The 13377-nt window shown below is 34.1% G+C and carries 17 protein-coding genes and 1 riboswitch; of the genes, 8 read left to right on the plus strand and 9 right to left on the minus strand.

Features of this window, described 5'->3' with window-relative positions:
- Positions 1 to 12: 12 nt before the first annotated feature.
- Positions 13 to 1134: an AI-2E family transporter gene (locus V7S50_RS17760; protein ID WP_063220900.1), complete on the minus strand. Its 1122-nt coding sequence runs from the start codon at positions 1132 to 1134 to the stop codon at positions 13 to 15.
- 61 nt (positions 1135 to 1195) lie between these two features.
- Positions 1196 to 1444: a GlsB/YeaQ/YmgE family stress response membrane protein gene (locus V7S50_RS17765; protein WP_242254635.1), complete on the minus strand. Its 249-nt coding sequence runs from the start codon at positions 1442 to 1444 to the stop codon at positions 1196 to 1198.
- Positions 1445 to 1675: 231 nt separating this feature from the next.
- On the opposite strand from V7S50_RS17765, the gene V7S50_RS17770 reads away from it, so the two are divergent.
- Both V7S50_RS17770 and V7S50_RS17775 read left to right on the plus strand, forming a co-directional pair.
- On the plus strand, positions 1676 to 2131 hold the full coding sequence (locus tag V7S50_RS17770) for a GNAT family N-acetyltransferase (RefSeq protein ID WP_063220898.1): 456 nt from the start codon (positions 1676 to 1678) through the stop codon (positions 2129 to 2131).
- 43 nt (positions 2132 to 2174) lie between these two features.
- Positions 2175 to 2316: riboswitch (cyclic di-AMP (ydaO/yuaA leader) on the plus strand.
- Between the two features lie 97 nt (positions 2317 to 2413).
- A complete protein-coding gene (locus V7S50_RS17775) occupies positions 2414 to 2557 on the plus strand; it encodes a hypothetical protein (protein ID WP_000945244.1) in 144 nt (47 codons plus the stop codon).
- A 55-nt stretch (positions 2558 to 2612) separates the two neighbouring features.
- On the opposite strand, the gene V7S50_RS17780 is transcribed toward V7S50_RS17775, so the two are convergent.
- On the minus strand, positions 2613 to 3368 hold the full coding sequence (locus tag V7S50_RS17780) for a class I SAM-dependent methyltransferase (protein WP_242254637.1): 756 nt from the start codon (positions 3366 to 3368) through the stop codon (positions 2613 to 2615).
- Positions 3369 to 3409: 41 nt separating this feature from the next.
- Positions 3410 to 3952: a CGNR zinc finger domain-containing protein gene (locus V7S50_RS17785; protein ID WP_242254639.1), complete on the minus strand. Its 543-nt coding sequence runs from the start codon at positions 3950 to 3952 to the stop codon at positions 3410 to 3412.
- Positions 3953 to 4064: 112 nt separating this feature from the next.
- Between V7S50_RS17785 and V7S50_RS17790 the strand changes: the two genes are divergently transcribed.
- The gene (locus V7S50_RS17790) at positions 4065 to 5258 is read left to right on the plus strand and encodes an MDR family MFS transporter (RefSeq protein WP_242254641.1); all 1194 of its coding nucleotides are present in this window, start codon (positions 4065 to 4067) and stop codon (positions 5256 to 5258) included.
- 40 nt (positions 5259 to 5298) lie between these two features.
- Here V7S50_RS17790 and V7S50_RS17795 read toward each other — a convergent pair whose 3' ends face one another.
- Positions 5299 to 6213: a tetratricopeptide repeat protein gene (locus tag V7S50_RS17795; RefSeq protein WP_242254643.1), complete on the minus strand. Its 915-nt coding sequence runs from the start codon at positions 6211 to 6213 to the stop codon at positions 5299 to 5301.
- A 298-nt stretch (positions 6214 to 6511) separates the two neighbouring features.
- On the opposite strand from V7S50_RS17795, the gene V7S50_RS17800 reads away from it, so the two are divergent.
- Together V7S50_RS17800 and V7S50_RS17805 are read left to right on the plus strand one after the other, a co-directional pair.
- On the plus strand, positions 6512 to 6889 hold the full coding sequence (locus V7S50_RS17800) for a hypothetical protein (RefSeq protein ID WP_242254645.1): 378 nt from the start codon (positions 6512 to 6514) through the stop codon (positions 6887 to 6889).
- Positions 6890 to 6969: 80 nt separating this feature from the next.
- A complete protein-coding gene (locus V7S50_RS17805; RefSeq protein ID WP_063221880.1) occupies positions 6970 to 7209 on the plus strand; it encodes a DUF3923 family protein in 240 nt (79 codons plus the stop codon).
- Between the two features lie 121 nt (positions 7210 to 7330).
- Here V7S50_RS17805 and V7S50_RS17810 read toward each other — a convergent pair whose 3' ends face one another.
- From V7S50_RS17810 to V7S50_RS17825, 4 genes are all read right to left on the minus strand, one after another.
- Positions 7331 to 7879 carry a DUF2179 domain-containing protein gene (locus V7S50_RS17810; RefSeq protein WP_000938438.1) on the minus strand — a complete coding sequence of 183 codons (549 nt, stop codon included), beginning with the start codon at positions 7877 to 7879 and terminating at the stop codon, positions 7331 to 7333.
- Between the two features lie 198 nt (positions 7880 to 8077).
- Positions 8078 to 8491: an ATP synthase subunit I gene (locus V7S50_RS17815; RefSeq protein ID WP_242254647.1), complete on the minus strand. Its 414-nt coding sequence runs from the start codon at positions 8489 to 8491 to the stop codon at positions 8078 to 8080.
- Positions 8492 to 8543: 52 nt separating this feature from the next.
- Entirely contained in the window at positions 8544 to 9872 is a 1329-nt protein-coding gene (locus V7S50_RS17820) for a hemolysin family protein (protein ID WP_000402258.1), read from the minus strand.
- Between the two features lie 121 nt (positions 9873 to 9993).
- Positions 9994 to 10401 (minus strand): MerR family transcriptional regulator, encoded by a 408-nt coding sequence (locus V7S50_RS17825; protein WP_000285638.1) that lies wholly within the window; start codon positions 10399 to 10401, stop codon positions 9994 to 9996.
- 262 nt (positions 10402 to 10663) lie between these two features.
- On the opposite strand from V7S50_RS17825, the gene V7S50_RS17830 reads away from it, so the two are divergent.
- The 3 genes from V7S50_RS17830 (at position 10664) to rfbG (ending at position 13375) form a co-directional block, all read left to right on the plus strand.
- On the plus strand, positions 10664 to 11437 hold the full coding sequence (locus tag V7S50_RS17830) for a glycosyltransferase family 2 protein (protein WP_242254651.1): 774 nt from the start codon (positions 10664 to 10666) through the stop codon (positions 11435 to 11437).
- A gap of 113 nt (positions 11438 to 11550) precedes the next feature.
- Positions 11551 to 12318 carry a glucose-1-phosphate cytidylyltransferase gene (gene rfbF / locus V7S50_RS17835; RefSeq protein WP_242254652.1) on the plus strand — a complete coding sequence of 256 codons (768 nt, stop codon included), beginning with the start codon at positions 11551 to 11553 and terminating at the stop codon, positions 12316 to 12318.
- A gap of 1 nt (position 12319) precedes the next feature.
- Positions 12320 to 13375 (plus strand): CDP-glucose 4,6-dehydratase, encoded by a 1056-nt coding sequence (gene rfbG, locus V7S50_RS17840; RefSeq protein WP_242254654.1) that lies wholly within the window; start codon positions 12320 to 12322, stop codon positions 13373 to 13375.
- The last annotated feature ends 2 nt before the right edge of the window (positions 13376 to 13377 follow it).

A 13377-nucleotide genomic window follows, 5' to 3' on the forward strand; every position in this document is an offset into this window, starting at 1 on the left:
TTAGCTCTTTTTTCACGTATTCAACTTAACAAATCTATAACCATGCGTAACTAACACTTTTAATATCGCATATCCCGGGATCGCTAAAATAATCCCCATAATTCCAAATAAATTTCCGGCAGTTAAAATAATAAAAATGATTGTAATCGGATGAATATCTAGCTTTTTCCCCATGACTTGCGGAGAAATAAATTTACCTTCTGCTAATTGTACAACCATCATAACGATAATTACCTTTAAAACCATTCCTGGCGAATCAATAAATGCGATAATTAACGCTGGTGTAATTGCAATGATTGGTCCTACATACGGAACGATATTTACAATCATCGCTAAAATAGCAAGCAGTACGGCATATTTAATACCGATAATAAGGTAACCAATTAATAACATAATACCGATAAACAAACTAACGATAATTTGTCCTCTAATATACGAACTAATCGCATAATGCATATCATCTAGTATTCTCATTGCTGCCGGTTGTCTTTGCTCTGAAATGAACTTTAAGAAATGATTCGGCAATTGCTCACCATCTTTTAAAAGATAGAACAATATAAACGGAACCATTACAAACGTTAAAACCACTTCTGTAACAGTGCTTAAAAATCCAGTTACATTTCCTGTTACTGATGATAATGACTTCGTAAAATCAACTGTGTAGTCTTTTACCATACTCGCTACATCAATATTTAAATTCTCCTGAATTTTGCTCAGTAAATTACTTTCTCCAAATCTACGTGCTGCTCGTTCGATTTCATGACCGAAATACGGTAAGTTATCTATTAATGCATCAATTTGATCTTTAATAATAGGAATAACCGTTAAAACTAAAAACACAAATAATCCAATTACGATTAAGTATATCGAGGCTATCGATACGATTCTTGAAACACCTTTCTTTTCAAGGAGTGAAACGAATGGATGCAAAATATAAAATAGTACGCCCGCTAATAATACCGGGAAGAAAATTGTTTTTAAAAAGACGATAAACGGAGTAAACACAAAAGAAATTTTTGTTAGCAATAAAATATTAATGAACAATAATGCAAATCCAAGTAGCACTGCTAAATAATTGTGTTCTCTAAAAAACTGTTTCAGCTTGTCCCTTTTTCTTATATTTATTTTCTCCAACTAAACCACCTCTTCGAATGATGAAAAGCCCTTATTCAGGGCTTTTCGTCATAATCTATATTTATTTCCTTGCAGCTGTCACTACAAATGATACAATAAAAATTAACACGATTGCTCCTAATAATGCTGGCACAACATGAATCCCACCAAATGATGGCCCAAAAGATCCAAATAATCTACTGCCTAACGAAGCACCTAATAAACCTGCGATAATATTTCCAAACATACCACCCGGAAAATTTTTACCCGTTATAGAACTAGCAATTGCACCTATAATAGCACCAACTATTAATGTGATAATCCATCCCATCTTTAGTCCTCCATTTCTATTATAGTCTGTATGCTCAAATACAAGAGTAGCAAAACTCTTATTTAAGATTACAAATTCATTTACACTAACCATATTCTACTATAGAAAGAAACGGAAGAGTAATATATGTAAGGAGATACATATATTATATGCAAAAAAGAAAATCATTGTCAAACTTACCCAAAAATCAATTATATTAATATATCATATTCAAAGGAGACTTCATTATCTATGATTCTTAAGTTAAATGCCACTTCTTGTGAAGTAGCAGCATCCATTTTACAAGTTCAAATTCCGGCTTATAAAATTGAAGCAAACTATTTAAACAGTACTGCAATCCCCCGTTTATATGATACTGTAAACGATATTCAAAATTGCGGTGAAACATTCTATGGATATTTTTCTGAAAACAAACTTGTCGGCTTTATTTCTTTTATGCAAGAAGAACAGCTCATTGATATCCACAGATTAGTTGTATCGCCCGATTTTTTTCAAAAAGGAATCGCAACGAAACTCCTAATTTATATTTTTAACATGTTTCCTTCTTCCACGACATATATTGTACAAACAGGTAAAGCAAATACCCCTGCTATTGCATTATATAAAAAACACGGCTTCCTTGAAGTAACCGATATAAAAATTACCGATCGTATGATTCTTACACAATTAAAAAGACAGAAAACATGAAATAGTTTGACTCATTGATTTATTTATGTTATCTTTTACTTTATAATACCTTTTGCTGAGTCCAAATTTTGGAGCGGGGGAACCACTTTTGTAGCTATGCTACTTGGGGCGAATCTTTTTTAAGTAGGGAACTCTCACTTCCCGAGTCCGACAGCTAACCTCGTAAGCGTAATGGGAGAGGAAGGTGCTTTTTGCCTATGCTACACATTTTGCCTCCTTAGTTATAAATATGGGAACGATACCAAATAGTCACCTATATTTATAGAAAAGGAGATATGTATTATGTTACGTTTATCTGATCACGCAATAAAAATGATGGAGCAAAGACTTCGACTAGAGCAACACCGCACATATCAAGCAAATAAAATTGTAGATAACTTACATCATAAATACTTCTTTCAGCATATTTTTCAGCCGAAAAGATAAGTACTAACCTTTAACAAAATACAGCGTACGTCGAAAAAAGCGTACGCTGTATTTTTCATTTCCTTGCCTTCACAATAAAAGTAGTCGGCACCATCCTAGCTTTATATAAAGAATAATACTTCGTAGAAGGCTCCGCTAATTCTTCAGCAAATGAGCTAGCTGGTTCAGGCTCTTCCATCCTCTCAATTGTAAAACCAACTCTATTTAACTCATTTATGTATGTACTCATTTTTCTTTTATATAACGTCGCTTGTACATTTTCCCCTTTAAATGTTTCAAACGTAATAGGAGTTTCCTCATGATAAGACGAACTTAAAGCAATCTCCTCAGTTCCATACATTAAGTTTGAATATACGGGATGCTCCCAGCTAAAAATAAAACTTCCTCCTGGCTTTACATACGAATAAATCAATTCCAACGTTTTTCTTAAATCCGAAGTCCAACCTAATGCATAAATGGAATATACAATATCAAAATACCCTTTCGGAATATCTCCTTCCTCTTCCATTGCTCCGCATACTAACTTTGGATTCCAACACTTTAACGTTTCATTCGCTGTTTTAATTTGTTCACTTGAAAGATCAAGACCCCATACTTCCTCTGCCCCATGTTCTGCCATATATTGCAATGAATGACCACTTCCACACCCTATATCAAGAACCTTTTTATTTCTGATTGAATCGAACAAATGAATCTCATCTTCAGACGCTGTATACGGACCATATTTCGGTAAACAATCCACTTGAAAAAAATAAGGTGCAACTGTATCCCAACACTTTTTATTTAAAGCTAACATTTGTGTACTTTCCATACCCTTCATTCCCCCATCCTATTTTCTTCCCCTAATATTAATTACACATCATAACCCGATCTCCCTTTTCTCTTCGCTCGGTAGTTTTTTACTTTTGCAATTGTACCGCATGCTCTTCCTCCTTCTTCTCCAGCATACATACCGCACCACCTTTTACTTCCATTACGCGAATGGTCATAAAATACCCAGCGACAATCTGGACATGCTTTTAACCTTCCCCACCAATTTTCTTGAATCGAGATAAACACAATGCTTAATATTTTTGTATACACATTCTCTTCGTATACTGGTTCATATGTAATACCTTTCATATGTTCCTTTATATGTACATGAAATGGGTATTTCTCTACCCATTTTTGCAACGATCCTTCACCTTCAATCGTCATCCGAATATCTTCTCGAAAACTTTTTAATTCCTCTATCGTATGAAAAGGGAACTCTTCATGAAAATATTTTTTCATAAATTTCTTTATATCCCCTTCTGTTTGTATCAAATCAATTGGCTCTCTCGTATCGTTTGGTATTTTCCATGTATTTAAAAATTCCCGAATATATTCTAATTCATGTGGTGCGTTCTGATTCAATTCCATTCACCTTCTTCTTAAAATTTACTTTTTTCTGACTTTATGTATAATTATAATATAAAATCGTTAACCATCAATTAATTTTACCGGTTACAAAATTAGGAGGAGTTCTATGAAAAGTTTCTCAATACCGATACGTTTCATGCTTATTTCTTCATTTTTTATGTCTTTTGGGTATTTTGCAGTATACGCATTTTTAGCTATTTATCTATTAACCTTTCTCCATTTTTCAGCTGTTCAAGTAGGAACAGTGTTGACGGTTATGACAATCACATCACGAGTTATTCCTTTATTCTCAGGATTAATTGCTGACAAAATAGGCTATATCATTATGATGATAGCCGGATTATTTTTAAGAGGAATCGGATTTATCGCTTTAGGAATATGTTCTGATTTCTATACAATTTCTATTTCCTCTGCACTTATTGGCTTCGGAACTGCATTTTACGAACCTGCTGCTCGCGCCATATTCGGCTCACAACCAGCTCATATGAGAAAAAATTTATTTACATATTTAAACCTTAGTTTTAATTGCGGTGCAATAATTGGACCAATTGCAGGAGGGTTCTTACTTTTACTTGATCCAATCTATGCTTTCTCTCTAACAGGATCTCTTATGCTGTTATTCGCTTTTATCTTTTACTTACTTAAAAATCACTTCCAGGTCACTACTGAACACACGTCTATTACATTAGGAATACAGGCTATCTTACAAAACAAGTCTTTCATTCTGTTTTCATTTATCATGATCTTCTTCTATATTATGTTTACTCAGCTTACTGTCGCACTTCCACTTCATATGAAAAACATTAGTAATAGCAATCAGCTTGCTACACTAGTTATTACGATAAATGCAATAACAGGCGTCATATTTATGGTATTATTCCGAAAACTTTTTCACAAATACAACACACTTTCCATTATTAAATACGGCGTTTTATTAATGAGTATTTCCTTTTTACTCATTCCTTTATTTCAACACCCATATTGGCTATTTATTTGTGTAATTTTATTTACAATCGGTGAAACACTCGTATTACCTAACGCTGATATCGCTATTGCAAATTACAGTAATGAATCATATACAGCCACTTTCTTCGGATTTTATCAACTATCACTCGCATTTGGTTTTATCATCGGTAATTATACCGGTACATCTTTTACATCCAACCTAAACGGAATGTATACACCATGGCTTATTTTCGGTGGAATAGGACTTATTGGTTTTATTTCACTACATATTTTAAATATTAAAAAAGGGTCCTCTAAAGAGGATATATACCTATGTAATACAAGCGACCTATAACGAAAAAGATTCGACCATCATGTTTGACAGTCGAATCTTTTTATTTTTCATATTCAAGATGATTATGTCTTTTACAACCAAATAAATAGCAAGCCCCTATATAATCAGTTTCAAATTCTAACCCTGGAACATATCCAGATTTGATACGTTCTATCATTGTTTTATAACAATTATTCTCTTCTGTATATTCCTTAATTAACTCTTTCTTATCGTTTTCTGTCCAGTTCTCTTCTACTTCTTCATTCTGAACATCTTCTATTTCTGCTGTTTTCGCTTCGATAGATTCCTGTATCACTTCATTTATACGTGTGAAATTATTAGCTTTATATAAAGCATAAACAAATCTACCAATCCAATTGGGGCTTTTCCAAACTTCTTTGTACCCCCTTTCGAACCATTCAATTGCTTCTTTATAGCAATTCAACTCGACATATAAATCTGCTACATGAATTTCTCCTACAAAATTATCAGATTTCCTGTTAAAAGCATCTAACTTCTCTTTCGCTTCTGTCGCTCGCCCTAAATCAATTAAACATTTTACATAGCTATACATAATATAATCCGAATCCCCTGCAACTCGCAAGAAAAATTCCGAAGCTTCTTCCAGCTCTCCAAGATTATAATAAGCTACAGCTACATTGTGATATGCTTCATCGGATGGTTGAATCGAAATAGATTTTTGTAATACTTTTTTCGCTTCTTCCCACTTTTTTTGTTTCATGTAAATGTCCCCTAAGATGTTATAAGGAAAGTATGAAGAAGGATTCAACTTAACAACTTCTCTTATTAATTCAAGAGCTTTCTCATCATTCTCTTCCTCGTAAGAGTACATCCAAGCAAGATTATTGAGAGATTGTACGTCTCTAGATTCATGTACTGCTCGGTGAAACAGTTCCATCGCTTCCTCATAATTATTTTGTTCAAACATTTCAATTGCCTTCTCGTTAATGTTCAAGTAACTACCTCCGAAGTGAATAAATTCATCTATTCCATATCATTATTGTAAAATGTAAAAATTGTAATTTCCATAAAAAATTTTCTTTCTCCTGTCTATATTTCGATTGAAATAGAAGCTAAAACAAACGATTTTGCAACAATAAGTAAACTTTTTAATCTTCCTTAAATTGGATATACACCCTGTTTTAATTTACATATTATGGTACAATTAACTAGAGTGCTAACTAAACGTTTACGTACCTCACTAGCAGTCTAACAATGCCAAAATCAAAAATCACTTGAAATCGGGGGATGTTATGAAAAAGAAGTTAATTACTCTTCTATTCACTGGAATCACATTATCAGGATGTTCAACTATAGCAGAAAATTCTTTAGAAACCGGAAGCGGCAGTATGGAATTATTAACACCAACGATTACAACAAAAGATAATGAATTAGAAATTAAGACTGAAGGTATTGATGAAAATAAAATAACTTTTATTTATGTTGCCAATAAACAAGTATTGGAACAAAAAATAAAGAATGGTGAACCTTACAAACTTAACATTAAAGATATTGAGCATGCTCATAGGACAGATTACAAACCAAAAGTTCAACTTTTGCAAACGAAAGATGATGATAAGGATGGAGAAATGGTAACGTTTAAACAAGTTAGATATACAGTTAAAAACTAATTTTAAAGTTGTTTCATTATAAATATAATGAACGAACGAAAATATACTTTTAACAAAGGGTAAATATAAGGGGTGCTAATATGAAAAAACGATGGATTTCTTGGTGGATTGGTAACATATTTTGGATTATCCTTTTTGGAGTATGGGCCGCTATTATTTGGCTACGAGATGTTGATGGTGCTGGTGTTATTCAAACACCCGAAATTAAATCCATATCACTTATCGTTTTATTAATCGCGTTTATCATACCGATATTTATTCAAGTCGTATGGCTAATTATTAATTTGAGGATGAGTAAAAAAAATAATTATACGATTTAGTTTTTTAACTTAAAACATAAATACTTTTCATAAAAAAGAGAGGAATCTACATCAAAATAGATTCCTCTCTTTTACATATGGGATTATGCCGTTCTTTTAAAACTGCACTATTCCCTTTTCTTTACGATGCATGTTCATCTTTCTTTTTCATTAACGCTCTTTTCTTCATCGCCTTCGTTAAATATCCGCCTTTAAATGAACGAATTTCATAAGAAGACATAAAGGCTTTCGGTGCAATTTCATTAATAATTTCTAACAGTTCTTTTTCTCTAGAACGCTTTGCAACGATATCTAAGCGATAACGTATCGAATTAATGCCTTCGCCTTCAAATACTGTAACGCCAAATCCAGAGTGACGTAATTCATCTACTAATTCATTACAACGGTCTAGTAAACTAACTTGATACGTAATATAACCAATTGCTAATTTATTCTCTATATAACCGCCTAATAATAGTCCCGCACTAAAGCCAATGACATAGGCAACGATGTTCATCCAATTTGATAAATCTTGAAACACAATACCTAAACTGACAATGTAAATAGCTCCTTCTAACAATCCAACACCAGCAGCGGATCTTGTTTGATTCTTTACAAGCAAAATCGTACGGATTGTCAAAATGGGAACGTAAATAATTTGAAGCACAAAAATAAGTAACGCTTGTAACATTGGTATCCACCTCTTTCAAAAAGTCTTTTGTCATGATAACATACTTAAGCTTTAGAAATCGATGGGTTTTCAAATTTTTTTTTATTATTTTTCATACTATTGAAAAACGTAAAAAAGAAGCGTATTATATTTGTCGTTAATTTGATTACTTGTATCATATCGCTAAACTAAAAAAGGAACCCCATTAGGTCCCTTTCATCATAGCTCTATGTTTTTCGAAGCATTTTCTCTTTGCTTCTCTTCTTCTTTCATTAACTGTATATTTGCATAAGCTAAATTCGTAATCATTAAAAAGTGACCACCTAAAATGCCTGTACCAAATGCCCACATTTCCATTTCATGCTCAATTTCATACATGATGATAGCTCCTAAAATGGCAGCTGCAAATCGGTTTAGAACTCCTAATCCCGGAGCCTTTTCCTTCATTACAATACTTTTCCCAAGTTTCTCCACTCTGCGAGCTAATAACCAAAGGCAATATGCACTTACAGCTAATCCGATCCCAAACCCTGTTACTTGTTTCCCAAACGGAGTAATCGTCCACATAAGTAGTAAACCACTAAAGATTACATACAATTGTAATCGATATACACGTAAGGCTTCTTGAATCAAAATATCCGCTCCTAATCTCGCATTTTTTATACTTTAGAAGAAAAGCAGCAACTTACACAGTTGCTGCTTTCTCTTCTTCTTGCTCTTGTTCCATCTTACGAATTTCAACACGTTTAATTTGGTAAGCGTCTTTTTCTAACACTTTAAATTCATAACCTTCCGCCTCAACATGTTGTCCTTCTTCGATTTCATGATTTTGCATCATAATCCATCCACCGATTGTATCCACATCATCTTCTTCGATGTGTAATCCAAATAAATCTTTCACTTCTGAGATAAGCACTTTTCCATCAACAATGATATGTTGTTCGTTCACATGCTGAATTGGTGGTGCTTCATCTTCATCATATTCATCACGAATTTCGCCGACGATTTCCTCCAAGATATCTTCAAGCGTTACAATTCCGGCTGTTCCTCCGTACTCATCATATAAAACAGCCATCGGAATTCGCTTCTTCTGCATTTGAAGTAATAAATCGTGAATTGGAGTCGTTTCCATCACTTCAATAATCGGACGCATATACGAGCGAATAGATGATAAATCTTTTTGATCCTCGGTCATATATCGAATAAAGAAATCTTTTACGTTGACCATACCGATAATATCATCTTTATCTTCTCCAAAAATCGGATAACGTGTGTATCGCTCATTTTGGATTACTTTCATGTGTTCTTCTACTGAATCTTCCAAGTAGAAACCGACGATTTCTGTTCGCGGTACCATAATCTCTTTTGCAATACGATTATCAAATTCAAAAATGTTATTTACATACTTGTATTCAGCTTGATTAATTTCGCCACTTTCATAGCTATCTGAAAGGATAAGGCGTAATTCTTCTTCTGTATGAGCTACTTCATGTTCTGAAGCTGGCTTTAAACCGAATAAACCAGTTATCACACGAGCTGAACCGTTCAATACCCAAATAAATGGATACATTACTTTATAGAACATCATTAATGGACCTGCCAATAATAACGTTACCCTTTCAGCCTTTTGAATTGCCATTGTTTTCGGAGCTAATTCCCCTACTACAACGTGTAAATACGTCATAATCATAAAAGCAAGACCAAATGTTAATACTGATGAAATAGAAGGGTTTAAGTTCCATTTCTCAAATAACGGGTGTAATAACTTTTCGATTGTCGGTTCACCTAACCAACCTAATCCCATAGCTGTAACTGTAATACCTAATTGACAAGCAGATAAATATTCATCTAAATTTGTTGTTACCTTTTTCGCTGCTAAAGCACCGCGTTTTCCTTCCGCAACAAGCTGATCGATACGGCTTGAACGTATCTTTACAATCGCAAACTCTGCTGCTACGAAAAATCCAGTAAATGCGATTAAAATCGCAACCATGACTAAATTAAATATTTCCAATGAATCCCCTTAGTTAAAAAAACTAAGGTGTCCACCTCCTGTATACTATAATGTTTTCTTATTTGTTTCTTAGAAAACATAGCCCGATACAAAAATTAAAGAGGTCGGATTACACTTTTTTCTATAATAATAGAACAAGTGTCTGTATTAAAGCTGTCGTTTGACCAGATAAAGATTTCGATATTTTTTCACGTTGTGAATCAGTCAATCCATCTAAAAGCGGCTTTAACTCCGTTAACTCTGCTTCTAATCGATGAATATGGTCTGTCACTTCATTCACTTGTTTCGAAACGTGTTCATTGATACCGAGCAGCTTCTTCTTCTCCTCGATTTTCTCTTTAATCTCACAAAGCGGCATATGCATTTCTTTGCACTTCTCAATAAATTGTAATGTCTCAAATGCTGTTTCGTCGTAATAGCGATAATTAGATTGAGATCGCTCCGCTTTTAAGATACCTAGATTCGTATAATAATCAATCGTTCGTTTCGACACGTGAGCCATGAGAGCCAACTGTCCGATTCGATACACCTTCCCAACGATCTTCCCCCCTTGATTATATTACTACCATCATACAATACATAAACTGTACAGTCAAACGTGACGGTTTATTGTTCATAATTTATACAAAATTACAAGATTCACCCTATTATTATTCAATACAAGTAATCTACACTTATACAATAAAATTACTAAACTATTACTTAATCACTACATTGTCTGCACCTTTTAACCTTTCTTATTAAAAAACATATCCTACTAATAATGATTGCTTGTATAGGAGATGATTAACATGAGAAAGACACTCATTTCTCATTTTTATAATGAAGAATACCTACTTCCATGGTGGCTTATGCATCACACAAAAATATTCGATCACGGTATTTTAATTAATAGAGGTTCTACAGATCGTTCTGTTGAACTTTGCAAATTATTTGCTCCCCACTGGGAAGTACGAGATTCAAGATTCCTTGAATTCGATCCCACTAATACTGACATTGAAGTAATGGAAATTGAAAGAGAAGTTTCAGGTTGGAAGATGGTATTAAATACTACAGAATTTCTTTGCTGTAATAATGTAGAAGAATTTTTCTCATCACTTCATACGTTAGGGCAAAATATGTATGCGATTAGAATGATTGTCATGATTGATAAGCATGATTACAATTATTCAAAACTAAGATATTCCATTCCTTTAGTAGAACAACGATATCACGGGCTCTTTCCTTATAAACCAGAAATCGGTTGTGCCTGGAGATTTATACACAACCATATTGATGGCGCATATTTACCAGGCAGACATTTTACCCGGCACCAACCTATCGTTTATAACTCCCCTTCATTCATTTTAAAATTTTATTTTAGCCCTTGGAACGAACATACAAAGGCAAGAAAATTACAAATTACACCCACCCTCTCAAAAAAGGGCGTTCGATTGGGACTTCAAATACAATATGGTCGGTCCTCTGAAGAACTCGAAGCTCGATTTTTAATGTTAACTAATTCAACACAGGATCTACGTAATCATCCTGAGTATCAACAATTATTCCCTAAATTCAAACCTTAATATGTCTCATCCTATCATGCTCCACACATTTTTACGCACTTAGTCAAAAACAAAACCATTTGCATACAATATGAATACTGTATATATTATATTTTTTATTTTAGGAGGAAAAAATGAAAGCTGTTATTCTTGCTGGTGGATACGGGACAAGGATTGGGGAAGAAACACATTTAAAACCGAAACCTATGATTGAAATTGGAACAAAACCTATTTTATGGCACATTATGAGTTTGTATAGCCATTACGGGATTACTGAGTTTATTATTTGCTTAGGCTATAAAGGATATGCGATTAAAGAGTTCTTTCTAAATTACAACTTACACATGTCCGATTTCACGATACATTTAAGCGATAATACAATTACTAGCCATTCTCATCGTGTAGAACCGTGGAAAGTTACACTAATCGATACTGGTGTAAATACCGAAACGGGTGGACGAGTTAAGAAAATACAAAATTACGTCGGGGACGAACCTTTCTGCCTCACTTATGGCGATGGATTAAGTAATGTAAATATAAAAGAACTCATTGCATTTCATAAAAAGCACGGCAAAACGGCTACTGTTACAGCCGTACAACCTCCTGGTAGATTCGGTTCTCTCGTCTTAGATAAACAGTCTGTAACATCCTTTCAAGAGAAGCCACTCGGGGATGGCGGATGGGTTAACGGTGGATTTTTCGTTTTAAATCCTGATGTTTTTAATTGCATTAGTGGAGATAAGTCTGTTTTTGAAACAGACACTTTAGTTCAGTTAGTAAACAAAGATGAACTAGCCGCATATCAACATACTGGCTTTTGGCATCCGATGGATACATTGCGCGATAAAAATAAATTAGTCGAGCTATGGGAAAGTAATAACGCTCCGTGGAAGGTTTGGTAATATGTCTTCATCATCTTTTTGGAATAAGAAAAAAGTATTTATTACGGGACATACTGGCTTTAAAGGCTCATGGCTCACCCTTTTTTTAACTTCTTTAGGTGCAGAAATAGTTGGCTTTTCTTCTCATCCCCCTTCCATCCCTAACCTTTTTGAACAATGTAACGTAGCAAAAGAGTGCATAACAATTCATGGCGATATTACAGATTACGATTCTTTATTCCACGCCATGAAACAACACAACCCTGACATACTATTTCATTTAGCAGCCCAGCCAATCGTCACTACTTCATATAAGAATCCTATCGAAACATTTAAAACGAATGTTTTAGGTACTGTTCACGTATTAGAAGCGGCAAAACATATAGAAAGTATACGCAGCATCATTAATGTTACAAGTGATAAATGTTACGAAAATGATGGAAGCGGCAACCGGGCATTCACGGAAAGTGACCGGCTAGGAGGTTTCGATCCTTATAGTGCTAGTAAAGCTTGCGCTGAATTAGTTGCAGCATCATACCAAAAATCATTCTTCTGCACTAACATACTTAAACTTGCCTCAGTCAGAGCAGGTAACGTCATCGGTGGTGGTGATTGGGCAGAAGATCGATTATTTCCAGATACCATCCGTGCATATTTACAAGACGGCACATTAAATATTAGAAACAAAAACGCTATTCGTCCGTGGCAACACGTATTAGATCCTTTACATGGCTATATCCTTTTAGCTGAAAATCTTTGGACAGACGCTGAATATGCAGAAGCGTGGAATTTCGGCCCGATGAATGAACCTAACAAAACCGTTCATGATGTCATTCAATCTATAATAAAATTATGGAATAAACCACTAACAATCCTTTCTCCTCATACAAATCCCCCTTATGAATCACCTGTTTTAACACTCGATAGTACAAAAGCAGTAAATAAACTCGGTTGGACTCCTAAGTTATCAACAAATCATTCTATCGCTTGGACTGTTGATTGGTACAAAAAATATGCATCCGGTGAAAATATGGAATCTTTCACGCGGCAACAAATTGATGCATTCAAAAATTTATAAGG

The organism is Bacillus sp. CCNWLW194 (genome assembly GCF_037120585.1).
Classification (GTDB): Bacteria; Bacillota; Bacilli; order Bacillales; family Bacillaceae_G; genus Bacillus_A; species Bacillus_A basilensis.

Bases quoted from the DNA above. Each gene is read 5' to 3' on its own strand.
- V7S50_RS17790 (WP_242254641.1), top strand. From the start codon at position 4,065: ATGAAAAGTTTCTCAATACCGATACGTTTCATGCTTATTTCTTCATTT.
- rfbG (WP_242254654.1), top strand. From the start codon at position 12,320: ATGTCTTCATCATCTTTTTGGAATAAGAAAAAAGTATTTATTACGGGA.
- V7S50_RS17810 (WP_000938438.1), bottom strand. From the start codon at position 7,879: ATGTTACAAGCGTTACTTATTTTTGTGCTTCAAATTATTTACGTTCCC.
- V7S50_RS17765 (WP_242254635.1), bottom strand. From the start codon at position 1,444: ATGGGATGGATTATCACATTAATAGTTGGTGCTATTATAGGTGCAATT.
- rfbF (WP_242254652.1), top strand. From the start codon at position 11,551: ATGAAAGCTGTTATTCTTGCTGGTGGATACGGGACAAGGATTGGGGAA.
- V7S50_RS17830 (WP_242254651.1), top strand. From the start codon at position 10,664: ATGAGAAAGACACTCATTTCTCATTTTTATAATGAAGAATACCTACTT.
- V7S50_RS17805 (WP_063221880.1), top strand. From the start codon at position 6,970: ATGAAAAAACGATGGATTTCTTGGTGGATTGGTAACATATTTTGGATT.
- V7S50_RS17770 (WP_063220898.1), top strand. From the start codon at position 1,676: ATGATTCTTAAGTTAAATGCCACTTCTTGTGAAGTAGCAGCATCCATT.
- V7S50_RS17775 (WP_000945244.1), top strand. From the start codon at position 2,414: ATGTTACGTTTATCTGATCACGCAATAAAAATGATGGAGCAAAGACTT.
- V7S50_RS17780 (WP_242254637.1), bottom strand. From the start codon at position 3,368: ATGGAAAGTACACAAATGTTAGCTTTAAATAAAAAGTGTTGGGATACA.
- V7S50_RS17800 (WP_242254645.1), top strand. From the start codon at position 6,512: ATGAAAAAGAAGTTAATTACTCTTCTATTCACTGGAATCACATTATCA.